General features: G+C 66.0%; 24 protein-coding genes and 1 pseudogene. 24 read left to right on the top strand and 1 reads right to left on the bottom strand.

What is annotated here, in order from left to right; all coding sequences use genetic code 11:
• Window positions 1-397: 397 nt before the first annotated feature.
• The 24 genes and pseudogenes from KDK82_RS12515 to KDK82_RS12400 all read left to right on the top strand — a co-directional run bounded on the left by KDK82_RS12515 (window position 398) and on the right by KDK82_RS12400 (window position 21,667).
• Window positions 398-1,219: a beta-ketoacyl synthase chain length factor gene (locus KDK82_RS12515; RefSeq protein WP_306417376.1), complete on the top strand. Its 822-nt coding sequence runs from the start codon at window positions 398-400 to the stop codon at window positions 1,217-1,219.
• Complete coding sequence (locus tag KDK82_RS12510; RefSeq protein WP_088165511.1) at window positions 1,212-1,982, top strand: 1-acyl-sn-glycerol-3-phosphate acyltransferase; 771 nt, start codon at window positions 1,212-1,214, stop codon at window positions 1,980-1,982. Before KDK82_RS12515 ends, KDK82_RS12510 begins: the two co-directional genes overlap by 8 nt.
• Entirely contained in the window at window positions 1,975-2,235 is a 261-nt protein-coding gene (locus KDK82_RS12505; RefSeq protein WP_088165059.1) for a phosphopantetheine-binding protein, read from the top strand. Before KDK82_RS12510 ends, KDK82_RS12505 begins: the two co-directional genes overlap by 8 nt.
• Before the next feature lie 38 nt (window positions 2,236-2,273).
• Window positions 2,274-2,534, top strand: a complete 261-nt coding sequence (locus KDK82_RS12500) for an acyl carrier protein (RefSeq protein ID WP_017406831.1) — start codon at window positions 2,274-2,276, stop codon at window positions 2,532-2,534.
• Between the two features lie 14 nt (window positions 2,535-2,548).
• Window positions 2,549-3,100 carry a hypothetical protein gene (locus KDK82_RS12495; RefSeq protein ID WP_088165058.1) on the top strand — a complete coding sequence of 184 codons (552 nt, stop codon included), beginning with the start codon at window positions 2,549-2,551 and terminating at the stop codon, window positions 3,098-3,100.
• Between the two features lie 7 nt (window positions 3,101-3,107).
• Window positions 3,108-4,874 carry an AMP-binding protein gene (locus KDK82_RS12490; protein WP_088165057.1) on the top strand — a complete coding sequence of 589 codons (1,767 nt, stop codon included), beginning with the start codon at window positions 3,108-3,110 and terminating at the stop codon, window positions 4,872-4,874.
• Window positions 4,871-5,635, top strand: a complete 765-nt coding sequence (locus tag KDK82_RS12485; RefSeq protein ID WP_088165056.1) for a glycosyltransferase family 2 protein — start codon at window positions 4,871-4,873, stop codon at window positions 5,633-5,635. Before KDK82_RS12490 ends, KDK82_RS12485 begins: the two co-directional genes overlap by 4 nt.
• Complete coding sequence (locus tag KDK82_RS12480; protein WP_088165055.1) at window positions 5,632-6,609, top strand: acyltransferase; 978 nt, start codon at window positions 5,632-5,634, stop codon at window positions 6,607-6,609. Before KDK82_RS12485 ends, KDK82_RS12480 begins: the two co-directional genes overlap by 4 nt.
• A gap of 23 nt (window positions 6,610-6,632) precedes the next feature.
• On the top strand, window positions 6,633-7,073 hold the full coding sequence (locus tag KDK82_RS12475) for a thioesterase family protein (RefSeq protein ID WP_017406826.1): 441 nt from the start codon (window positions 6,633-6,635) through the stop codon (window positions 7,071-7,073).
• The gene (locus tag KDK82_RS12470; RefSeq protein WP_256974469.1) at window positions 7,070-7,762 is read left to right on the top strand and encodes an outer membrane lipoprotein carrier protein LolA; all 693 of its coding nucleotides are present in this window, start codon (window positions 7,070-7,072) and stop codon (window positions 7,760-7,762) included. The genes KDK82_RS12475 and KDK82_RS12470 overlap by 4 nt, the downstream gene beginning before the upstream one ends.
• A gap of 9 nt (window positions 7,763-7,771) precedes the next feature.
• Window positions 7,772-10,147, top strand: a complete 2,376-nt coding sequence (locus tag KDK82_RS32770) for an MMPL family transporter (protein WP_218827074.1) — start codon at window positions 7,772-7,774, stop codon at window positions 10,145-10,147.
• A gap of 14 nt (window positions 10,148-10,161) precedes the next feature.
• Window positions 10,162-11,412, top strand: a complete 1,251-nt coding sequence (locus tag KDK82_RS12460) for an NAD(P)/FAD-dependent oxidoreductase (protein ID WP_088165053.1) — start codon at window positions 10,162-10,164, stop codon at window positions 11,410-11,412.
• Window positions 11,409-12,053, top strand: a complete 645-nt coding sequence (locus KDK82_RS12455) for a DUF3261 domain-containing protein (protein WP_088165052.1) — start codon at window positions 11,409-11,411, stop codon at window positions 12,051-12,053. The genes KDK82_RS12460 and KDK82_RS12455 overlap by 4 nt, the downstream gene beginning before the upstream one ends.
• Entirely contained in the window at window positions 12,050-13,261 is a 1,212-nt protein-coding gene (locus KDK82_RS12450; protein WP_256974468.1) for a beta-ketoacyl-ACP synthase, read from the top strand. The genes KDK82_RS12455 and KDK82_RS12450 overlap by 4 nt, the downstream gene beginning before the upstream one ends.
• A 12-nt stretch (window positions 13,262-13,273) precedes the next feature.
• Complete coding sequence (locus KDK82_RS12445; RefSeq protein WP_088165051.1) at window positions 13,274-13,753, top strand: hotdog family protein; 480 nt, start codon at window positions 13,274-13,276, stop codon at window positions 13,751-13,753.
• Window positions 13,750-14,493, top strand: a complete 744-nt coding sequence (locus KDK82_RS12440) for a 3-ketoacyl-ACP reductase FabG2 (RefSeq protein WP_088165050.1) — start codon at window positions 13,750-13,752, stop codon at window positions 14,491-14,493. The genes KDK82_RS12445 and KDK82_RS12440 overlap by 4 nt, the downstream gene beginning before the upstream one ends.
• Window positions 14,490-15,749 carry a beta-ketoacyl-ACP synthase gene (locus KDK82_RS12435; protein ID WP_088165049.1) on the top strand — a complete coding sequence of 420 codons (1,260 nt, stop codon included), beginning with the start codon at window positions 14,490-14,492 and terminating at the stop codon, window positions 15,747-15,749. Before KDK82_RS12440 ends, KDK82_RS12435 begins: the two co-directional genes overlap by 4 nt.
• Window positions 15,746-16,141, top strand: coding sequence for a hypothetical protein (locus tag KDK82_RS12430; RefSeq protein ID WP_071955351.1), 396 nt, complete (start codon window positions 15,746-15,748; stop codon window positions 16,139-16,141). Before KDK82_RS12435 ends, KDK82_RS12430 begins: the two co-directional genes overlap by 4 nt.
• A 47-nt stretch (window positions 16,142-16,188) precedes the next feature.
• Window positions 16,189-16,623 carry a hypothetical protein gene (locus tag KDK82_RS12425; RefSeq protein ID WP_047327587.1) on the top strand — a complete coding sequence of 145 codons (435 nt, stop codon included), beginning with the start codon at window positions 16,189-16,191 and terminating at the stop codon, window positions 16,621-16,623.
• A 1-nt stretch (window position 16,624) separates the two neighbouring features.
• On the top strand, window positions 16,625-17,377 hold the full coding sequence (locus tag KDK82_RS12420; protein WP_088165048.1) for a 4'-phosphopantetheinyl transferase superfamily protein: 753 nt from the start codon (window positions 16,625-16,627) through the stop codon (window positions 17,375-17,377).
• A gap of 109 nt (window positions 17,378-17,486) precedes the next feature.
• Complete coding sequence (locus tag KDK82_RS12415) at window positions 17,487-18,728, top strand: MFS transporter (protein ID WP_088165047.1); 1,242 nt, start codon at window positions 17,487-17,489, stop codon at window positions 18,726-18,728.
• Window positions 18,729-18,849: 121 nt separating this feature from the next.
• Window positions 18,850-20,394, top strand: a pseudogene (locus KDK82_RS12410) (IS3 family transposase).
• A 188-nt stretch (window positions 20,395-20,582) separates the two neighbouring features.
• A complete protein-coding gene (locus KDK82_RS12405; RefSeq protein WP_239970977.1) occupies window positions 20,583-21,101 on the top strand; it encodes a hypothetical protein in 519 nt (172 codons plus the stop codon).
• A gap of 242 nt (window positions 21,102-21,343) precedes the next feature.
• Window positions 21,344-21,667, top strand: coding sequence for a bacteriocin (locus tag KDK82_RS12400; RefSeq protein WP_088165046.1), 324 nt, complete (start codon window positions 21,344-21,346; stop codon window positions 21,665-21,667).
• A 132-nt stretch (window positions 21,668-21,799) separates the two neighbouring features.
• Here KDK82_RS12400 and KDK82_RS12395 read toward each other — a convergent pair whose 3' ends face one another.
• A complete protein-coding gene (locus KDK82_RS12395) occupies window positions 21,800-22,168 on the bottom strand; it encodes a hypothetical protein (protein WP_088165045.1) in 369 nt (122 codons plus the stop codon).
• Window positions 22,169-22,448 lie beyond the last annotated feature (280 nt).

The raw sequence follows: 22,448 nt of genomic DNA, 5'->3' as shown, positions 1-22,448 counted from the left end.
ATTGTGCGAATCAAGAATATAAGACAGAAAAATATGCGTCTGATGCGAATGGTTGGAAAACCTGTTCAATGCATATGCGCGACATATTGCTGAAACCAGGTACTGACTGCAGATTCCAGATGTCCGGCGCCCGGCGCTGTCCCGCATGCCTGAAGGAGGGGAGGGGGGGGGCTGCTCGGGGCTGAATTTGAAAGTGAGAGGCTGCGCGGTTCCGGCGCAGAGGGAAGGCGCCGCCTCCAGGCGAAGCACCGATCAGCCTTTGGTGGCTATCATGGCGGCGTCACTGTTGTCAATATGCATCAAGTAACAAATTTAAATAACAGATACAAGAATTTTTTTACCCTCGATAGCTACAATGCATCGTTTTTTTAAAGCCAGCGGCCAGTAGCTACTGGGCGTGACATTCAAACATAGGCATCGGGGGGAGATTTTCGTGCGCCGCGTTTTTGCGATTCGGGCGTGGTCTGCGCTTGCGCCCGGACTGCAGGAACCTGTCCAGTGGCGGCAGTGGGCAAGGCAGCCCATCTTGCCACAGGGCGAGGTCCGCCCGGATCTTGCCCATATCCCCCCAATCGCCCGCAGGCGCCTCGGCCCATTGGCCAGATGTGCCGTTGTTCCCGCCGATACCGTTGCGGCGCACGCTGCATTGGCTGACCTGCCCGTGGTCTGGGCATCGCGCTATGGCGATGCTGAAAAGTCGCTTGCCCTGCTGCAGGCGCAGGCGCTGGGAGAGGCGGTGTCTCCCACGGCATTCGGCTTGGCGGTGCATAACGGCATTGGTGCCCAGCATTCCATTTTGCGAGGCATGCGTGCCAATGCACTGTGCGTGGCATCCACCGATTGCGCGCCGGAGGCGGGCATGGTGGAAGCATTGGGTCTGCTGCACGAAGGCGCGCCGCAAGTCATGCTGGTCTGTTACGACGCGCCACTGCCTGCTCCGTATGACGGCTTCCATACAGAGCCCCAGGTGGTATTCGCCTGGGCGGTCTTGCTGCAATGGGCAGCACCCGGAGAGTCCGGGTTCCTGTTGAGCAGGCAGCCCGGGATGGACGCCGCGCAGCCGGAGCCGGCCCGCGCGCCGCATTTGCAGCATTTACCGCACGGGTTGCAGGTGTTGCAGTTTCTGTTGCACGACGGCCAGGCATCCCTGGCAGGCCCGCAGCGCCCGGCACAGCGCCGTGGTGCTGGCGGATGGCGATGGGAGCGCGCTCATGGCTGAGTGGCTCAATCGCCAGTGGCGCCTGGCGGCCACCGGCCTGTGCTTTGCCGTGTTCGGCCTGGGTGGGCTGGTGGTGCGCTGCGTTGTCTATCCGGCCTTGCTGCTGGCCATCCGCCAGCCGCAGTCGCGCCAGCTGGCGGCCCAGTCGGTGATCCATCACAGCCTGCGCTGGTTCGTGGCCCTGATGACGGGCGTCGGCGTGCTGTCCTATGAAGTGCGCGGCCGTGAACGTCTGCAGCGGCGCGGCCTGCTGATTCTTGCCAATCACCCGTCGCTGATCGACGTGGTGTTCCTGATCTCCTTCGTTCGCCATGCCGATTGCATCGTCAAGGCGGCGCTGGCGGGCAACCCTTTCACGCGCGGCCCCATCCGGGCGGCCGGCTTCATTGCCAACAGCCGTGGCGAGGGCCTGCTGCAGGACTGCCTGCGCTCTCTGGCATCCGGCAACAACCTGATCATCTTTCCCGAAGGCACGCGCACACCCCTGCATGGCCAGGTCCGGCTGCAGCGCGGCGCAGCCCATGTGGCGGTGAAGGGCTGCGTCGATATCACGCCGGTGCATATCCACTGCAGCGTGCCCATGCTGACCAAGGGCGCGCCGTGGTGGCAGGTGCCGCCGCGCAAGCCCCACTTTTTCATCGAAGTTCGTGACGACATCGGTATCGAGGCCTTTTGCCAAGGGGCGGCCAGCGACTCCGTGGCGGCCCGACATGTCACGGACCACCTGTCCACACAACTATTCAAGGAACCGTCCCGTGCCTGAGCTTGAGCAAGAAATCAAAGAACTCATCATCGAGTCCCTGGCGCTGGAGGACATCACGCCGCAGCAGATCAATGCGGGCGAGCCCCTGTTTGTCGAGGGCCTGGGGCTGGACTCCATCGATGCGCTGGAGCTGGGCCTGGCGCTGCAAAAGCGTTTCGGCGTGAGCCTGTCCGGGGACTCGGAACAGACGCGCCAGCATTTCCGCAGCGTCCAGGCGCTTGCTGCCTTCGTGGCGGCCCAGCGCACGCACTGAGTGCGGCCCTCCGCGCAGACCGCAGCAAAGACATTTTCATGAACAAAGAAACCATCTACGAACGCATCGTCGAAATCCTGACGGAAACCTTCGATATCGAGGCGGAGCGCATCACGCCCGAAGCCCGGCTCCATGACGACCTGGACATCGACAGCATTGATGCCGTGGATCTGATCGTCCAACTGAAGCCTCTGGTCGGCAGGCGGCTCAATGCCGAGGCCTTCAAGTCGGTGCGCACCATCCAGGACGTGGTGGATGCGCTGCATCAGTTGATGCAAGAAGACAGCGCCGTCGCCTGAGGAACACGCCTGCCATGCGCAAAACCGCGACAGGCCTTGTGCTGCTGGCCACGGTGCTCTATCCGCTGGCCGTCTATGCCGCGCTGGGGCGTGTGGCTGCGCACTGGATTGCCGCCGCATTGGTGGTGCTGGCGCTGGCGCGTGCCTGCAGCAGCCGCGAAGGATTTTGGTGGGTGGTCGCTGCGGGGGCGGCGGCGCTGTCTGCCGTCTCGTGGTGGCAGGGCGATGGCCTGGCGCTCAAGTTCTATCCGGTGCTGGTCAATGCCGTGCTGCTGGCCGGCTTTGGCTGGAGCCTGTGGTTTCCGCCGTCGGTGGTGGAGCGCCTGGCCCGGCTGCGGCAGCCTGATCTGCCTGCGCCAGCCGTGCGCTACACCGCCCGGGTGACGGCCGTGTGGTGCGTCTTCTTTGTCTGCAATGGCGCGGTGGCGGCCTGTACGGCCCTGTATGGCAGCGACGAGGCCTGGGCCTTGTACAACGGTTTGATCGCCTATGGGGCCATGGGGCTGCTGATGGCGGTGGAGTGGCTGGTGCGCCAGCGTGTGCGCAGGCGCCATGGACATGTGTGAGGCAAGGATGACGGCCACAAAGAGCGAACAAGGTCTGGCACTGGCATGGGTGGCATTGGCGCAGGTGGCACTGCAGCAGTCCAGGGACGCAGGGCATGTGGTGGCAAGGCCGCAGGATGCGGCGGTCACGCATGCGCAATGGGTCGATGCTGTTCGGGCGTGGTGCGCGGCCTTCCAGCGTGTGCAGGGGACGGAAGTGGCCTTGTACTGCGGCAATCCGCTGACCTTTGCCGCTGCGCTATGGGGCGCCTGGCACGCGGGCAAGACGCCGGTGCTGGCCAGTGACCTGCATGCGCACACGCTGTCGGCGCTGCTGCCCCAGGTGGCGGCCTGCGCGGGCGAGTTGCCCCAGGCCCTGGTGCCTGATGCCGCTGGCGCGGACGGCGTGGTACTGCAGCCCCTGGACATGCACAAGGCGCGCGTCGTGCTGTTCACTTCCGGCTCCACGGGGGTGCCCGAGCGCATTGAAAAGCGGCTGTCGCAGCTGGATGCCGAAGTGCAGGCCCTGCAGGCCGTGTTCGGTGTCGGCATGGCGCAGGGGCCGCACGTGCAGGTGCTCTCCACCGTGGCGCACCATCACATCTACGGCCTGCTGTTTCGCATTCTGTGGCCGCTGGCGGCTGGCCGCGCCATGGGCACGCATCTGGCGCACTATCCCGAGGATCTGGTGCAGCCACTGCAGCAGGCGCCGCGCAGCCTGCTGGTATCGAGCCCCGCCTTGCTCGGCCGCTTGCCGACGCACCTGGACTGGTCGCAGGCGATGGAGCGGCTGGGCGGCGTGTTTTCCTCCGGCGGCCCACTGGCCGAGAGCGCCGCGCAGCACACGCTGCAACTGCTGGGCCATTCGCCCACCGAAGTCTTCGGCAGCTCTGAAACGGGCGGTATCGCCTGGCGCCGCCGCGCAGAACACGGCGAATCCTGGCAGGCCCTGCCTGGCGTGGAGCTGCGCCTGTCGGACAGCGGGCTTCTTGCCGTGCGCTCGCGCCATCTGCCTGATGCGCAGCTTTGGTGGGAGACGGCCGACCGTGCCTTGCCCGGCACCGACGGCCTGGGCTTCGTGCTGCAGGGGCGTGCAGACCGCATTGTGAAGATTGCCGAAAAAAGGGTGTCTCTGACCGCCATGGAGCGTGTTCTGGAAACCCATGGTGGAGTCCGGCAGGCCAGGGCCGTGGTGCTGGAGCAGCCGCCCGGCGCCAGCGGCATCGCTGGCGGCGCGCCGCAGCGCGTGGGCATGGTGGTGGAGCTGTGCGAAGCGGGCTGGCAGGCGTTGCAGCAGCAGGGCCGCCGCGGCATGGGTCAGGCGCTGCGCTCGCTGCTGCAACCCTGCGTGGACCGCGTGGCCTTGCCACGCCACTGGCGTTATGTGGAGCGCATGCCCATGAATGCGCAGGGAAAGACTACGCATCACAGCCTGCTGACCTTGTTCAATCCCGTGATTCCCTTGCCGGCATGGCAGGAGCGCAGCGCGCAGCGCGCTACGGCGCAACTGCTGGTGCAGCCCCGGCTGCGCGTGCTGGAAGGGCATTTTCCCGAGGCATCCCTGGTGCCCGGCGTGGCGCAACTGCATTGGGTGGTGAGCCTGGCGACCCAGGCCTTCGGTCTGGAGCACGGATTTGCCGACGCGCAACTGCTCAAATTCCAGCAGCCCATCCTGCCCGGCGATACGGTACAGATGCAGCTGGAGTGGCAGCCCGAGAAAGGCTGCCTGCAGTTCGAATTGAGTTCCGCGCGGGGCGTGCATGCCAGTGGCCGCCTGCTGGAGCGCAGGCCATGAGGGCGCCGGACTTTCGTCCCACGGCCCTGATCCCCGTCTACAACCACCCCGACACGGTGGGCGTGATGGTCCGGGGCTGCCTGCACGCCGGCCTGCCGTGCCTGCTGGTGGACGACGGCTCGGAGCCGCGCTGCGCCGCCGTGCTGGATGCGCTGGCAGCGCAGCACGCAGGGCAGGTCCAGGTGCTGCGCCTGGCAAGCAACCAAGGCAAGGGTGCCGCCGTGATGGCCGGCCTGCGCGCCGCGCTGGCCCAGGGCTGCACGCATGCGCTGCAGATCGATGCCGATGGCCAGCACGCCGTCAGTGACATTCCCGCCTTCCTGGCGCTGGCTCGTGCCCACCCGGGGAGCATGGTCTGCGGGGCACCCGCCTATGACGCCAGCGTGCCCAAGGCGCGTCTTTATGGCCGGTACCTCACCCATGTGTGGGTGTGGATCAACACCTTGTCGTTGGACATTCGCGATTCCATGTGCGGCTACCGCGTGTATCCGCTGAAGACCACGGTGGCGGTGCTGGACCGCTCCCGCATGGGCCGGCGCATGGAATTCGACACCGAAGTGCTGGTGCACCTGCACTGGCGCGGCGTGGCCTTCGTGACCTTGCCCACGCCCGTGACCTATCCCGCCGATGGGCTGTCGCACTTCAGGGTCTGGAGCGACAACCTTCGGATCTCCGGCATGCACGCGCGCCTGTTCGGCGGCATGCTGCTGCGCAGCCCGCAACTGTTGGCGCGCCGACTGCGAACGCGGGGGGCGTCATGAGCGGGCCTTCCACACGCAGCCCGCACCACTGGGCGCAGATCGGTGAAAGCACCTGCGTGGGCGGCATGTGGCTGCTCTACCAGCTTCACCGCTGGCTGGGCCGCTGGCCCTTTTTGCTGTGCCTGTATCCGGTCGTCGGCTACTACTGGCTCACGCGCCCGGTGGCGCGGCGCGCTTCCCTGCAGTACCTGCAGCGCCTGCAACAGGCGCATGGCCTGTGGCCGCGCGGGCCGGGCTGGGTGCACGGCCTGCGGCACTTTGGTGTCTTTGCCCAGGTGATCCTGGACAAGCTGCTTGCCGTAACGAACAGCTACCGCACCGAGCACGTGCGTTTGGAGGGGCAACAGCCCTTGCTGGACCTGATGGCCCGCGGGCAGGGGGCCGTGCTGGTGACCGCGCACATGGGCTGCGTCGAGCTGTGCCAGACCCTGGCCCGGCAATGCCCTGGCCTGCAACTGACCATCCTGGTGCATACCCGGCATGCCGAGCGCTTCAACCGCCTGCTGCGCCGCATGGCGCCGGACAGCGGGGTGCAGTTGCTGCAGGTCTTGGACTTCAACATGGCCACCGCCATGGCACTGGCCGACCGCGTGGCACGCGGGGAGTTCATCGCCATTGCCGGTGACCGCGTTCCGGTGCATGAGAGCAAGACCACGCAGGCCCTGTTTCTGGGCCATGAGGCCGCCTTCCCCTGCGGGCCCTACATCCTGTCTGGCCTGCTCAAGTGCCCGCTGTATTTCATGGGCTGCGTGCATGAGGGGCGGGGCTATGTCGTCGAGTTCGTGCCGCTTGCCGCCCAGGTTGAACTGCCGCGTGCGCGGCGCGCGCAGGCGCTGGCCGGCTATGCCCGGCTTTACGCCCAGCAGCTTGAACGCCTGCTGTGCAAGGCGCCTTATGACTGGTTCAACTTCTTCCCGTTCTGGGAGCAGGGCATGCCTGCACCTGCACCCACGCATCCTCTCAACCATGGGTAATTTGCCCTTCACGCGGAGCCTTCATGGCCACTGACCAGGAAATCGCCTCGCGCGAGCGGCTGAGCTACGAGATCGAAGTCACGCCGGCGTTCTACGACATCGACGTGATGGAAATCGTCTACCACGGCCACTACGTGCGCTATCTCGAACTGGCTCGCAGCGCCTTGCTGGCCCACTTCGACTACGACTATCCCCGCATGCGCGACTCCGGCTACGGCTGGCCCGTAGTGGACATGCGTCTCAAATACGTGCGCCCTGCGCTGTTCGGACAAAAGCTCCGGATCAAGGCCACCATCACCGAGTGGGAAAACCGCCTGCGCATCGACTACCTGATCAGCGATGCCGCCACGGGCGAGAAAGTGAACACGGCCCACACCACCCAGGTGGCCGTGGACATGCGCACGCGCGAGATGTGCTTTGTCTGCCCTCCCGTGCTGTGGGAACGGCTGGGGGTGCAGCCATGACTGCCCGAGGGACGCGCCTGGCTGCATGGGGCATGGCCTGCACCTTGTCTCTTCCGGCTGCCTTGCAGGCCGCGCCTGTTGCCGGTGTTTCCGGCGTTGGCGACGGTTCCCAGACCGCCCAGGCCTCCCAAGTGTCACAGCAGGCTCTGTTGGCCCAGGTGCGTGAGCGCGTGCAGAGCGCGCCTGTGGTGCGTGGTCAGTTCACGCAGCTCAAGACCGTGCAGGGCTTCAGGCAGCCGCTCAAATCCTCGGGCGACTTCGTCGTGGCACGTGGCAAGGGCATCGCCTGGCAGGTGCGCCAGCCCTTTGCCTCGACGCTGATCGTCAGGCCCGACAGTCTGTTGTCGCGCGGCGCCGATGGCAGCACGGCCGTGCAGATGCGCGCGCAGGACGAGCCCGTGCTGCGCACCATCAACGCCATGCTGTTTTCCGTGGTGTCGGCTGACCTGGCGCAGCTCACCCACTACTTCGAGGTCAGCGGCCAAGTGCAGGGTGCCCGCTGGAGGCTCCACCTGGTGCCGCGCGACCCGGTGCTGGCCCAGTGGCTGCAGGCTGTGGACCTGAGCGGCCAGCAGTTTGTGCAGTCCGTGCAATTGCAGGAGGCGCGCGGCGACCGCAGCCAGATCCAGATGGCGAACCCCGTTGCCGAGCAGGCGCTGCGTGCGCAGGATGCCGCACTGTTTGACTGAGCCCGCGCCATGAGCACCTGCCCATCCCCCGCGCACGACACCGGCAGCCAGGACCGTCCCGGCCTTCTGTGGCGTGCAGCCGCATTGGCCTGGCTGCTGGCCGTGCTGGTGGTGGCCGTGCACCAATGGCATTTCTGGCATGGCCAGCGCATGGACACCGATGTGCTGGCACTGCTGCCGGTCAATGGACAGGCGCCCGAGGTGACGCGCGCCACGCAGCAGCTGGCCGACCAGTTGTCGCGCCAGGTCACCGTGCTGCTGGGTACGCCCGACTGGGCCGGCAGCCGACAGGCCGCACAGCAGTTGCGGCAAAGTCTTTCACGTCAGGCGGCCGCGCCGCTGCGCGAGCAGCCGCTGGCGCAGCAGGTCTCCATGCAGGCCGCCCTGGATTTCTACCAGCCCTGGCGCCAGTCCCTGCTCACGCCGCAGCAGCGCGACCGGCTGCAGCACACGCCGGGCGAGGTTCTGGTGCAGCAGGTCCTGCAGGACCTGTACCAGCCCGGTCTGCAGGCGCGGTTGACCGACTGGATTCGTGATCCCCTGGGCCTGTGGACTCCCTGGTGGACGGCGCGCGCTGCGCAAAGCCATGCGCGTCCGCGCGACGGCGAGCTGTGGGTTGCCGGGCAGGGGCAGCAGTGGGTGCTGCTGCAGTACGCGCTGTCGGGCTCGGCGTTTCGCCTGTCGGGCGAACCCGTGCTGCAGGACGCGCTGCAGCAGGCCCTGGCCGATGTGCGCCGGCAGTGGCCCGATGCGCAACTGCTGATGGCCGGCGTACCGCTGCATGCCGAGGCAGCGGCCACGCAGGCGCATGGAGAGATCAACACCATCGGCTGGGGCTCCCTTGCGGCTGTCCTGCTGCTGGCGTGGCTGGCATTTCGCGCCGTGCGCCCGATGGCCCTGGTGGGCCTGTCCCTGCTGATCGGCACGGCGGTGGCGCTGAGCGTGACGGCGGCCCTTTTCGGCCAGGTGCATTTGCTGACCCTGGTGTTCGGCGCCAGCCTGGTGGGTGTGGCCGAGGACTATGGCATTCACTACTTTGCTGCCCGGCAGGGCGCCCCACGGCGCACGCCGCATGCGCTGATGCGTTCCCTGCTGCCGGCACTGTGGCTGGCGCTGGGCACCAGTGTGATTGCCTACCTGGCATTGGGCGTCGCGGCTTTCCCGGGACTGCGGCAGATGGCCGTTTTCTCCGTGGTGGGACTGGCCGCCGCCATGTTGACCGTAGTCTGCTGGTTCCCCTGGCTGGACCGGGGCCACATGCCCGCCAGCCCCGCTGCACGGCGCATAGGCCTGAGCCTGATGGCCTGGCCGCGCTGGCGCGCAGCGCTGCCGGGTTCGGTGGTGCTGTGCGCCGCCATGGCGGCCTGGCTGGCGTGGGGCGGGCGCCTGAACATCCAGGACGATGTGCGCCAGCTGCAAAACGGCGCGCCTGCCCTGGTTGCCCAGCAGCGCCAGGTGGGTGACATGCTGGGCCTGCCCAGCCCGGCCCAGTTCTACCTGCTCGACGGGGCCAGCGACCAGGAGCTGCTGCAGCGCGAGGAGCTGCTCAAGCAGCGGCTTGATGTGCTGGTGCAGCATGGTCAGCTTGCCGGTTACACGGCTGTGTCCGACTGGGTGCCTTCCGCCCGGCGCCAGAGCGAGGATCTGGCCCTGGTGCGCCGTGTCGAGGACCAGGCGCTGCAAGGGATCAATGCCCAATTGGGCGAGTCTTTCAGTGCGCCTGCCGCCGCACCGGTGCAGCCCCTGACCGTGCAGGCCTGGCTGGAGCAGTCCATCTCCGCGGCGGCCGGCCCCCTGTGGCTGGGCGAGCGCGATGGCCGTTGGCGCAGCATGCTCATGCTGCGCGGCGTGGCCGGTCAGGCCGCACTGCCAGGGCTGGCGCAGGCAGCGCAGGGGCTGGAGGGCGTGGTCTGGGTGGACAAGCCCGCCGAGATCTCCGGCCTGCTTCAGCGCTACCGCCTGTCGATGACGCAACTGCTGGTGCTGGGCCACGGCCTGGTGCTGGCCGCTCTGTGGCTGCGCTTTGGCCGCAAGGCCTGGCGAGCCTGGCTGCCCACCGTGCTGGCCAGCCTGGCGGTGGCGGTGGTCCTGTCCGTCTGGGGCCAGCCCTGGCAGCTTTTCAACGTGTTGGCACTGATGCTGTTGCTGGGCGTGGGCATCGACTACGGCATCTTCCTGCAGGAGCACGAGGACGATCCCCACGCCTGGCTGGCCGTGGTGATCGGCGCGGCCAGCACCTGGCTGTCGTTCGGCCTGCTGGGCCTGTCCCAGACGCCGGCCTTGCGGGCCTTTGGCGTCACGCTGATGCTGGGCCTGCCGCTGGTGCTGGTGCTGGCGCCGCTGTTTCGCGCGCCGCCGCAGGCGCCTGCCGGCACCCCTCTCTGAAAAAGGCACCGTACATGCAACGTACCGAACAGACTGAAATCCTGATCATTGGCGCCGGTCCCTCCGGCGCCGTGGCGGCGGGCCTGCTGCGCCGACAGGGGCGCCAGGTGCTCATCCTGGAGAAGGAAGAGTTCCCGCGCTTTTCCATTGGCGAGAGCCTGCTGCCGCAAAGCATGGCCTACATCGAGCAGGCCGGCATGCTGCAGGACGTGGTGGAGGCGGGCTTCCAGCACAAGAACGGCGCGGCCTTCGCCCGGGGCGATCTGCGCACGGCCTTCGACTTCCGTGACAAGTTCTCCTGCGGATGGGGCACGACGTACCAGGTGCAGCGCGCCCATTTCGACAAGGTGCTTGCCGATGCCGCCCAGAAGGCGGGCGCCGAGATCCGCTATCGCCATACGGTGACCGGCGTGGACGTGGCAGGCGCCCAGCCGCAGGTCACGGCCCGCACGCCGCAAGGCGAGGAATATGTGGTGCAGGCCCGCCATCTGCTGGATGCCAGCGGCTTTGCGCGCATCTTGCCGCGCATGCTGGGGCTGGAGCGGCCCTCCGGTTTTCCCGTGCGCGCGGCCCTGTTCACGCATGTCGAGGATCGCATCGCCGCACAGGACATGGACCGCGACAAGATCCTGATTTCCGTGCATCCCGAGCACCGGCATGTGTGGTTCTGGACCATTCCGTTTTCCAATGGCCGCAGCTCGCAGGGCGTTGTCGCCACGCCCGAATTTCTGGAGCGCTATGCGGGCTCCGAGGTCGAGCGCCTGCGCGCCATCATTGCCGAGACGCCCAGCCTCGCGCAGGTGCTGCGAAATGCCCGGTGGGACACGCCGGGTCGTTCGCTCACGGGCTACTCGGCCAATGTGACGGCGCTGTGGGGCCCGGGCTATGCCTTGCTGGGCAATGCGGGCGAGTTTCTGGACCCGGTGTTCTCCAGCGGCGTGACCATTGCCCTGAAGTCGGCCAGTCTGGCCGCCGACTGCATCGCCCGCAGCTGGCAGGGCGAGGCGGTGGACTGGCAACAGGACTATGCCCAGCCGCTGCAGGCAGGTGTCGATACCTTTCGTGCGTTCGTGCAGGGCTGGTACGACGGCAGCTTCCAGGATGTGATCTTCCACCCGTCGCATGCGCCGGACATCCGCCGCATGATCTCGTCCATACTCGCCGGCTACGCTTGGGATGGACGCAACCCCTATGTGGCCGAGCCAGAGCGCCGCTTGAACGTGCTGAGCCAGCTTTGCCAGCCTGCGCAGGGGGTGATGGCATGAGGCGGCTGCGTCTTTTCCCGGCCTTTGCGCGCCGGCGTGCGCCAGCTTTGTTTGCGGCGTGCGCTGTCATCATCACGGCCAGCACGCTGGCAGGCTGCTCCACCGAACCTGCGGCGCGTGCACCGCAGGGCGATGCCACGCCGCCGCGGCTGGCATTGCCGCCGGCTGCGCTGGGCTGCGAGCTGGCGCTGCAGCAGCATCTGGTGGTACAGGCGCCTGGCCAACCCGCGCAGGAACTGGACGCGCTGCTGGAGGTCGATGCGCAGACGGTGCGCCTGGCGCTGGTCCACCTGGGGCAGCGCGTGGGCGTAATCGTCTGGGATGGGCAGCAACTGCAGGCCGAGCTGTCACGCTGGTGGCCGGTGCAACTGGCGCCGGCGCAGGTGCTCGGAGACATGCAACTGGCGCTGTGGCCGGTGGACGCCATTGCGCGGGACTTGCCCGCGTCCTGGATGCTGCAAGAGGTCGGAACACCCAGCGGATCGGCCAGACGCCTGTCTCACCAAGGGCAGACGCGCGTCGAGATCCGGCCTGCCGGCAGCGATGGGTTCGAGATCGTGTATGCCGCAGGCGCCTGGCAACTGCGCGTTGCCTCGCCCGGCGGCATGCGTCCCTGTGCCAATGCAGGGGAGGGCGCATGACCTTGATCACCTCGATGGCACAGGCCGTGTTTGTGCAGACCCTTTCAGCCACCAGCGCCCTGGGCGCCGATGCGGCCAGCCTGCGCGCCGCATTGTTCGCCACCCAGGCCCCCGACAGCCTGCAGTGCAGCGACCGCTACAGCCCGGGCCGGCGCCTGCCGATGGGCTGCCTGCCGCCCCACGTGGTGCTTCCCACGCTGGACTGGGCACCGCCGCCGCAGCGATCGCGCAACAACGCCCTGGCATGGCACACCGCCCAGGGTGTGCGCGGCTCGGTGGAGCAGGCCCTGTCGCGCTGGGGCCCGGCGCGTGTGGGCGTGGTGGTGGGCACCAGCACGGCCGGCGTGCAGGAGGGCGAAGCCGCCGCCGCCCATTGGCAGGCACAGGGCCGGTTCCCGCAGGACTTTGACTACGCCTTGCAGGAAATGGGTAATGTGTCGGAGTTTCTGGCTCAGCACCTGGGCATCCAGGGGCCGGCGCACACCCTCTCCACCGCCTGCTCCTCCGGGGCCAAGGCGTTGGCATCTGCCGCGCGCTGGCTGCAGGCCGGCCTGGTCGATGCCGTGCTGGCCGGCGGGGTGGATGCGCTGTGCGCCTTCACCGTGGCCGGTTTCAGCGCGCTGCAGGCCGTGTCGGACAAGCGCTGCAACCCGCTGTCTGCCCGGCGCAGCGGCATCAACCTGGGCGAGGGTGCGGCGTTCTTCCTGCTGACGCGTGAACCGGGTCCCGTGCGCCTGGCCGGTTGGGGCGAGACGCAGGATGCCCACCACATGTCGGCCCCCGACCCATCCGGCCAGGGCGCCATCCAGGCCATGGAGCAGGCGCTGCGGCGTGCGGCCATGCGGCCCGGTGACGTGGACTACATCAACCTGCACGGCACGGCCACGGTGCACAACGACGCCATGGAAAGCCTGGCCATACACAGCGTGTTCGGCGAAGCAACGCCCGTGAGCTCCACCAAGCCGCTGACCGGCCACACCCTGGCGGCGGCCGGGGCGCTGGAAGCGGCCATGGCCTGGCACCTGCTGCACGACAACCCGCAGGGCCGGCTTCCTGCGCACTGGTGGGATGGCGAGCAGGCGCCCGAACTGCCCGCCCTGGCCGTGGTCCGCCCGGGTATGGCGCTGGGGCGTGCGCCCCGGGCCGTGCTCAGCAATTCCTTTGCCTTTGGCGGCAGCAACTGCGCCCTGCTGCTGGCCGCTGCCTGAGGAGCCATCGAGATGAACGCATTTCTACCGATTGAAAACTACGTGCCCCATCGCGGCGTGATGCTGCTGCTGGACTGCCTGCTCGATGCATCCGCCGACAGCGCCCATGCGCAGGTCACCGTGCCGCGTGATGGCCTGTTTCTGCAGGACGCCGGCATGCCTGCCTGGGTGGGGCTGGAGTACATGGCCCAGACCGTGGCCGCCTGGGCTGGCTGGCAGGCGGTGCAGGCCGGGCGACCCGTCAAGCTGGGTTTTTTGCTGGGCACGCGCAAGTTCCAGGCGGCCTGCGCACATTTTTCCCCGGGCAGCGTGCTGCGCGTGAGCGTGCTCTGCGAACTGGGGGGCACCAATGGCCTGGGCATGTTCGATTGCTGCATCCAGCCCCAGGGCGAGGACAGCGTGCTCGCCCAGGCCCGCATATCCGTTTACGAACCAGACAATGGCAGCGCATTCATACAGGCGCTGGAGCAAGAAGGAGTTGGACAAGCATGAGTGCAATCGCCCAGCCAGCCACGGTGCTGGTGACAGGGTCGAGCCGGGGCATAGGCCGGGCCATCGCCCTGCGCCTGGCGCGCGATGGTTTCGACATCGTGGTCCATTGCCGCAGCGGCCGCGAGCAGGCCCTGCAGACGGTGGCCGACATTGACGCGCTGGGCCGCCAGGCCCGCGTGCTGCAGTTCGATGTGGCAGACCGCTCTGCCTGCGCTCAGGCGCTTGAGGCCGACATGGAACAGCACGGCGCCTACTACGGCGTGGTCTGCAATGCCGGCATCGCCCGGGACAACGCCTTCCCTGCCATGACGGGCGAGGAGTGGGATGCCGTGGTGCATACCAACCTGGATGCGTTCTACAACGTGCTGCACCCGGTGGTCATGCCCATGGTGCGCCGCCGCAAGCCGGGACGCATCGTGACGCTTGCCTCGGTCTCCGCCCTGATGGGCAACCGGGGGCAGGCCAACTACAGCGCGGCCAAGGCCGGGGTGATCGCTGCGACCAAGTCCCTGGCCGTGGAGCTGGCCAAGCGCGAGATCACGGTCAATTGCGTGGCGCCCGGCCTGATCGACACGGAAATGGTCAGCGAGGAAGTGCTCGAACATGCCTTGGCGCTGATTCCCATGCGCCGCATGGGCACGGTGGACGAGGTGGCAGGTGCGGTCGCCTTCCTCATGGGGGGTGAGGCCTCGTACATCACGCGCCAGGTCATCTCCGTCAATGGAGGGATGGTGGGATGAGCGCAGCAAGCAAACGGCGTGTGGTCGTCACGGGCATGGGCGCCTTGAGTCCCCTGGGCCACGACTGGTCTGCGGTGCGGGAGCGACTGCGCACCGGGCGAACGGCCATCCGGGTGATGGAGGAATGGGCTGCCTATGAGGGCCTGAGCACCCGGCTGGGCAGCACCGTGCCATCCTTCGATCTGCCGGCGCACTACAACCGCAAGACCATGCGCAGCATGGGCCGCGTTGCCCTGATGGCCACGCGCGCCAGCGAGCTGGCACTGGCCGATGCCGGCCTGCTGGGCGATGCCTTCGTCAAAAGCGGGCACATGGGCGTGTCCTATGGGTCTTCTGCGGGGACGCCCTCGGCCATCGGCGACTTCGGCCGCATGATGGCCGACAAGAGCACCGAGGGCATCAACGCCAACACCTACATCAAGATGATGTCGCACACGGCGGCAGTGAACATCGGCGTGTTCTTCGGAACCACGGGCCGCGTCATCACGACGTCCAGCGCCTGCACCTCGGGCAGCCAGGGCCTGGGCTATGCCTTCGAGGCCATTCAGAGCGGCAAGCAGCTTGCCATGCTGGCCGGCGGGGCCGAGGAGCTGGATGCCACGCAGGCGGCGGTGTTCGACACCCTGTTTGCGACCAGCGTCAAGAACGACAGCCCCGAGTGCACGCCACGTCCATTCGACGCCCGGCGCGACGGCCTGGTGCTGGGTGAAGGAGCCTGTACCTTCGTGCTCGAAGAGCTGGAGCATGCACTGGCCCGGGGCGCATGCATCCGGGCCGAGTTGATCGGCTTCGCCAGCAACTCCGATGGCACCCATGTGACGCAGCCCAACGCCGCCACCATGGCCCAGGCCATGCGCATGGCGCTCGAAGACGCGGGGATCGAGCCCTCGGAGGTCGGCTACGTCAACGCCCACGGCACGGCCACGGACCAGGGGGACATTGCCGAATCGCAGGCCACCCGCGAAGTGCTCGGCAGCCAGGTGCCCATCAGCAGCCTCAAGGGTTACATGGGCCACACGCTGGGCGCCTGCGGCGCGCTGGAAGCCTGGATGAGCATCGAGATGATGCGTGAAGGCTGGTTTGCAGCCAATGCCAATCTGCAGCAACCCGATCCGCGCTGCGCCGATCTGGACTACGTCATGGGCGAGCCGCGTGCCTTGCACACCGATATCGTCATGAGCAACAACTTTGCCTTTGGCGGCATCAACACCTCATTGATTTTTCGACGTTGGAAGCAACAGGAGCCAGTGAAATGAAACAGACGAGAACCGCCGCCATTGTCCTGGTCCTTGCCCTGGCCGCAGGCAGCGCGGTGGCGCGAAGCACGGACATCTATGAACCCCCGGCGGTCATGTGGACCGCCTCGCCCGAGACCACGACGCAGCAGTTGCACGATCGCATCGTGGTGGCGGCAAAGTCGCTGGGCTGGATGGTGGTCGGCGACGAGCCGGGCCGCCTGGAGCTGCACTACGACAAGCAAGGCAAGCACCAGGTCAACATCGCGGTGCACTACAACACAGATACCTACCGGATCAGCTATCTGCACAGCGTGAATCTGAATTACTCGGAAGGCGATGGCAAGCGGGAGATCCATCCCAACTACAACCGCTGGGTCCGGAATCTGATGAAGAAAATCAGTACCCCGTAATCCATCGCTGTCCCTGTTCCAGGCTTTTTTACAGAGAGGGAGTTTCCATGAGAAAGATGATCTTGGCAGCCATGGCGCTGGTGGCCGCAACGGCGGTACATGCCCGCAACGAAGCAGTGATGCTGCCGCTGGCCGACGTGGTGAAGCTCGGCCTGGAGCAGGGCAAGCTCGACGGCAGCGTGAGCTTTCACCTGTCCGGTGCCAGCACGCCCGCCATCTCCGAAAAGCTGGGCGATGACGTGTCCAACAAGAAAACCAACGGCGTGGGCAAGGACGATGCCACGGCCTGCAACTGGGCAGCGCTGTCTGCCCTGATCGCCTTCGAGGCCAAGGCCAAGCAAAAGGGCGCCAACGCCGTGGTGGACCTGCACAGCTTCAACAAGAAGCAATCCACCCGGGATCCAGTCAATTTCGAATGCCGGGCAGGCAATGTGATGGCCGGCGTCACCTTCAAGGGCACCTATGCCCGCGTAGGCCGGTGATTTGAGCGCGCCGGCTGCCTGCGCCTTGCTGGTGGGGGCGCAGGCGCCCTTGTGGGCAAATGCGCAGTCGCTGGCTGCGGGCTGGCTGACGGACTCGGAGCGGGAGCGCCATGCCGGCATGCGCGAGGCGCGCCAGCGCGAATTCATCGCCTGCCGCTATGCCATGCGCCTGCTGCTGGCCGGCGGGCACGATGCCGCATCGACCTGGCGGCTGGCAGCGCCCCGCAATGCTGCACCCCACGTGGAGCAAGGCGGGAAGGTTGGCATTTTTGGAGCGCAGTCCCGTTTGAGCCTCTCGCACAGCGCCGGCTGGCTGGCCTGCGCCGCCGCACAAGGCCCGGTGGGCGTGGACATTGAGCGGCGGGCAGAGCGCCGCCAGCGCGACGTGCATGGCATGGCCGAGATGGTGTGCTCCCCGCCCGAACGCGCGTGGCTGCAGGCGCAGGACGGAGCCCGCCTGCAGCACAGCCTGGTGCAGCTGTGGAGCCTGAAGGAGGCCTATTTCAAGAGCCTGGGCCAGGGCCTGGACTTTGTCCGGATGCGGCAGCTTGCGTGGGCACCGGCCTCCGCTGCGCTCGACACGGCCCGGCAGCCCCTGGCCCACGGCCGCCTGTGGCAAGGCCGGGATTGCGATGCACAGGCCGTGTGCCTGGCGCTTTGCATGCCTGGGCCCCTGCCCGAGGTGGCTATGTACGTGCAGGGCGAGGTGGCTTGGCACGCTGTTTCGGATTGGCGGCTCGTTGAGCTTGCCTGACCTCTGACGGGCAACTGCCGGTGATCTCGCTTGCCTGTGATCTCCGGGTTGATACTTAATGTCTGAACATGTATAGACAACTACAGTCAGCCCTATCAAGGAGATGCATATGGACCGAGGCAGGCTGTTCCGGGGTTGGTACATCGTGGGCGCTGTCCATGTGCTGCTGGCGCTGATTTTTGGTGCCGCCTACTCGTTCGGGGCATTTTTCTTCAGCATCCAGGCACAGTTCGGCGCCAGCAGCTTCTCCACGGCTTCCATCTTTTCATTGACGGCACTGATCTACTACGCCGTCGGCGTGTTCTCGGGCGCCTGGAGCGACAGGACCTCGGTGCGCACCGTCACCTCGGCCGGCATTGTGTTGCTGTCGCTGGGCTTTGTGGCCAGCAGCCTGCTGACATCATCGCTGGCGGCTTTCCTGGGTGCCTTCTGTGCGCTGGTCGGGCTGGGAGTTGGTCTGGTCTACGTGCCTGCTGTCTCCACCATTCAGCGCTGGTTCGTGCTGCGGCGCAGTTCAGCTTCGGGTATTGCGCTTGCCGGCACCGGACTTGGAACCCTGCTCGGGCCCGTGGTGGCCGGCGCACTCATGGAGCATTTGTCCTGGCAACTGACCATGCAGGTCTATGCCGCAGCCATCGCACTGGCCGGCCTGGCTGCCGCAGCCGCCCTGCGCAGCAGGCCCGAGGAGCTGGGCCTGCATCCCGATGGCATCCCTCCCGGCAGCGCCAAGGCTGCGGGGCAGACCTGCCAAGGTGTGGTGGGTGTCGGCCTGGGGCAAGTGGCCCGGCAGGCGCGCTTTTGGTGGTATTTCGCCGCCATCTTCTTCGGCTCCATCGGCCTGTTCCTGGCGCTGATCCACATCAATCCGCTGGCACGTCAGCAGGGGCTGCCGGCCGCGCAGGCCAATCTGCTGATCGGGCTGATCGGCGTCGGCAATGTGCTCGGGCGTCTGGTGCTGGGGCGGCTGGGCGACAGGATGGGGCCGCTGCGCTTTCTGATGCTGCTGACCGCGAGTCTGGCCCTGCTGTGCGGGCTGTGGTCCATGGCGCAAGGCTTCACGGCCCTGGCGGGATTCGCGTTGGCATTCGGTGCAGTCAATGGCGGCTGCATCGCGCTGTACCCGGCCGTGGCTGCCACCTGGTTTGGCACGCGGAGCCTGGGCGCCATTCTGGGTGCGCTCTACGTGTCGGTCGGTATTGCTGCCGTGGCAGGGGGCAGCCTGGCGGGGCTGCTGTTCGATCTTTCGGGCAGCTACACATCGTCCATCCTGCTGGCGGGCGGCAGCGCCGTACTGTCGGCCCTCGCGGTGCGGATGGCGGCGCGCGCAGGAGGCGCGAAGCCACAAGCATGACCCAACGAAAAAGCCCCAGACTCTTGCGAATCTGGGGCTTCTTGTTTGGTGCCCCCTCTATGTCAGGATAGTTGTCGCCTCAGCTTCCCTTTGCAAAGCAGGCGGCACCATAGAGCGCAAGATGAAGCAGATCCGTTACACCCCCGAGCAAAAACTCTGGGCACTCGAGCAAATGAAGCCACCGCTGAACCGCACCGTGGTTGAGCTGGCCAAAGAAACCGGCATCACTGCCGTCACCCTGCGCACCTGGCGCGATGCGGCCCGCCAGGAAGGGCAATGCGTGCCCGCTGGCCAGCCCAGGGAGCGCTGGAGCAGCACCAAGAAATTCCAGGCTGTCCTGCAGACAGCGCCGCTCAGCGAAGAGGAGATCGCGACTTACTGCCGAACCAGGGGCATCCTGCCAGAGCAGCTGCAGCAATGGCGCCAAGCCTGCGAGCAGGCCAACGGCGGCGCAGGTCCTGTACATGAACAGGGCCGTGTGATCAGCGCTGATACGCAGCAGCAGTTACGCAATCTCGAGCGGGAACTGCAGCGCAAAACCGAGGCGTTGGCGGAGGCAGCAGCATTGCTGGTTCTCAGAAAAAAAGCGGATGCGATCTGGGGCAAGGACGAGGACGTCTGATCAACACCCAAGATCGCAAACAGGCCATGGAGTTGATCGACGAAGCCATTGGCAGTGGCGCCCGGCAAGGGCCGGCATGTGCTGTGCTGGGCCTGAGTCTTCGGACTATCCAGCGCTGGCGAACCCGGCCATCGGATGGACGCCCAGGTGCCCGGCACGAACAACCCGCCAACAAGCTCAGCGAAGCCGAGCGTCAGGCTGTGCTCGATGCCGCCAACCGTGGCGACTGCGCCAGTCTCACGCCGCACCAGATCGTGCCCAAGCTGGCTGACGAGGGCCTGTACTTGGCCAGCGAATCGACGTTCTACCGCGTGCTCAAGGCCGCTGGCATGAACCGGCGACGGGGACGCAGCAAAGCGCCGGTGGCGCGGCCCTTGACCACGCACAGAGCGGACGCACCCAACCAGTTGTGGTGCTGGGACATCACCTGGATGCCCAGCACCGTCAAAGGCCGCTTCTTCTACTGGTACATGGTCAAGGATGTCTACAGCAGGAAGCTCATTGCCAATGAAGTGCACGAAGCCGAGTCCTCGCAGCATGCATCCCAACTGCTGCACAAGGCCTGCCTGCGTGAGCAAACGGCAGGTAGCCCGTTGGTGCTGCGCTCAGACAATGGCTCGGTAATGAAGGGCTCGGACCTGCTGATGGCAATGCAGACACTGGGTGTGGTGCCGTCATACAGCCGGCCTCGGGTCAGCAACGACAACGCCTACGCCGAGGCCTTGTTCCGCACGGCCAAATACTGTCCGCTGTGGCCCGAGCGCCCGTTCGACAACGTGCGGCAGGCCAGGCAATGGGTGCTGCGCTTTGCAGATTGGTACAACGAAGAGCATCGCCACAGCGCGCTGAAGTATGTAACGCCAGGCCAGCGTCACAGAAGGCAGGATCGGCGGTTGCTGCAGCAACGCATGCAGCTGTACGCGCAGGCCAGAAAAGCGCAACCCGCAGCGTTGGAGCGCGGGGCCGCGCAACTGGCATCTGCCGGATGAGGTGTACCTCAATCCGGAGCGTGCGGAACATGAGATGAGCAGGCGAGTGGCCTGACGACTGACGTGACAACTACCTTGACACACGCCGTGCCGGAGAAAGGAATCGAATAGCTGTGTTGGTATGTGCTTGTCTTGCACAAAGTCATGCAAATCAACAAGTTTTGATTGTTCCAAAAAGCGGCATGTGCAGCGGAAATACATGTTTGCACAACGTTTGCCCCCAATTTTCGCCACTTTTCCCCCATGGCGAAGCCCAAGAAAACTGCCTCCGGTACCTACCGAATACAGATCGACGTAAAGGGGGTGACCGAGGAGCAGTTGCAGCGCGTGGCCGAGCAGCTGCCTCGCAAGAGCCGAGGCCGACTCGACATGGTTGGCGCCCGCTTTGCCGAGGGCCGGTGGCAGATGGAGCGCCGCATGCAGATCCTGCGCAGCCTGCCGCAGTACAGCCGCCTGGTGGACACGCACGCCGGCTTCATGCCCTGGGTGCTGGCGCAGGGCATGAAGAATGCCCGCGCCAAGCTGACCGACGTGCTGCTGTGGTGGTGCGACCGCAAGTGCCCAGGCTGTGGCGGCGTCAAGCTGGGCAAGATGGCGATCTGCGAGACCTGCAAGGGCTTTGGCGCCCGTGAAGTGCCGCACGAAGCCGAGGGCCTGCTGATCTCCGAGCACATTGGCGAGCATGTGGACCGCGCCCGCTGCGGCACCATCGCCGCGCTGAAGCTGATGAAGGGCCTGAAGGTGGTTGCAGCCCAGGGGTGAGTCTGGCAAGACATTGAAGCGATGGGGGGAAACATCACACGTCCCTAAAGATCACTAGCCCGCTGGCAATGCCTGCGGGCTTTGTTTTTCCGGGTACAGAGCGAATGAATGTTGCGAAGGCGGGAGAGCGCCTTCCCTTACGCCGCGCCGGCTGTCTGGACCACAGGTGCGAGTGAGCAGCAGGGAGTACAACGAAGGTGAGGCGAGGTGCTTCCATCTTCCTCATCTCTGGGGAGAGCGCTATGACTTCATCGATTTCGCTTAAGTACCTGCTGGGGCGGCCCGTTGACCCGGATCTTGCTGAGCAGGCCGTTCAGGGGCATGGTGTGCCCTCGCAAGATCCTGATCCCTCGGCGCAGATTCGGATGACCAAAGAGGAGTCAGTCCGGGAATCAAAGTCAACCATGGTGGCCGGCTTCATGATGCTTGGCGCAGTGATGGGTGCGGGAGTCGGCGCCGTAGCTGCTGGCCCTGTAGGCATTTTTGTTGGCGGCGCCCTGGGAGGCTTGATAGGCGCTGGAGCCGGAGAGGCAGCGGGTATGGCGACAGTAGCGCGTGAGGCCTGAAGGCGTCCTACCTGCCATAAATTCTTCTTGATACGCTTCGTATCCCTCCCCTGCTGGATCCGTCCAGCAGTTACCTACCCAGGCTTGCCTTGGTAGGTTTTTTTTTGCAGTGACCCCGCTGACACTGCGGGGTCAGTTGCGGTCAAGCTGCGCGAGGTAGTGGCAGATATCAACCCGCGCGTCATACACCGCAGACAACCAATTTCCCGCTATCGGATGAGAGCCGGAGGTTGGCTTCAGGTGCAGAGCTGCCTCATTGACTGCAGGGGAAAAAAATGCAGCAACTGCGCAAGCTGGGTCCTTCCCGGCGCGACGCGTGGCAGCGGCATCGGCCTTGAGATCTCTTTTGAGCGCGATGTATTGGTCCCTGATCTGCTCGACCCGTGCGGTGACCGTTTTGTTGTCGCCGATTGCGCGCAACAGTAGCGTGCAACGCTCCTCGTAGCTGCGTAGCCGCAGCCGGATGGCGTTTGTATCGGCGTGGTCGAATGGCTCGGTCATCGGACCAGTCTATAGAGAACGTTAAGTGACTCATCTCAGACCGGGGGAGTACACATGTTCGCACAGTGGTTGCGCCACTTTCGGGTGGCTTCGTTGTTTCCGCCGCCATCAGACGCATGCGGCGAAGAATGCATCGCGTCATGGGATGAAGGCCTGCGTGGTGGCGCCTAACAGGAGCATCGACTTGGCTCAAGTTGATGGAGAGGAAGATGTGGCCTTGCGCCATCTTGAAGACGATGGGCGCGCGTGGTTTTGCTCAGGCAGCGTTGAGGCACGTATA

The organism is Delftia sp. K82 (genome assembly GCF_002193035.1).
In the GTDB taxonomy this organism is placed as follows: Bacteria; Pseudomonadota; Gammaproteobacteria; order Burkholderiales; family Burkholderiaceae_C; genus Comamonas; species Comamonas acidovorans.
The sequence above is the reverse complement of the archived record's forward strand: the minus strand, read 5'-3'. Positions and strand labels throughout refer to the sequence as shown.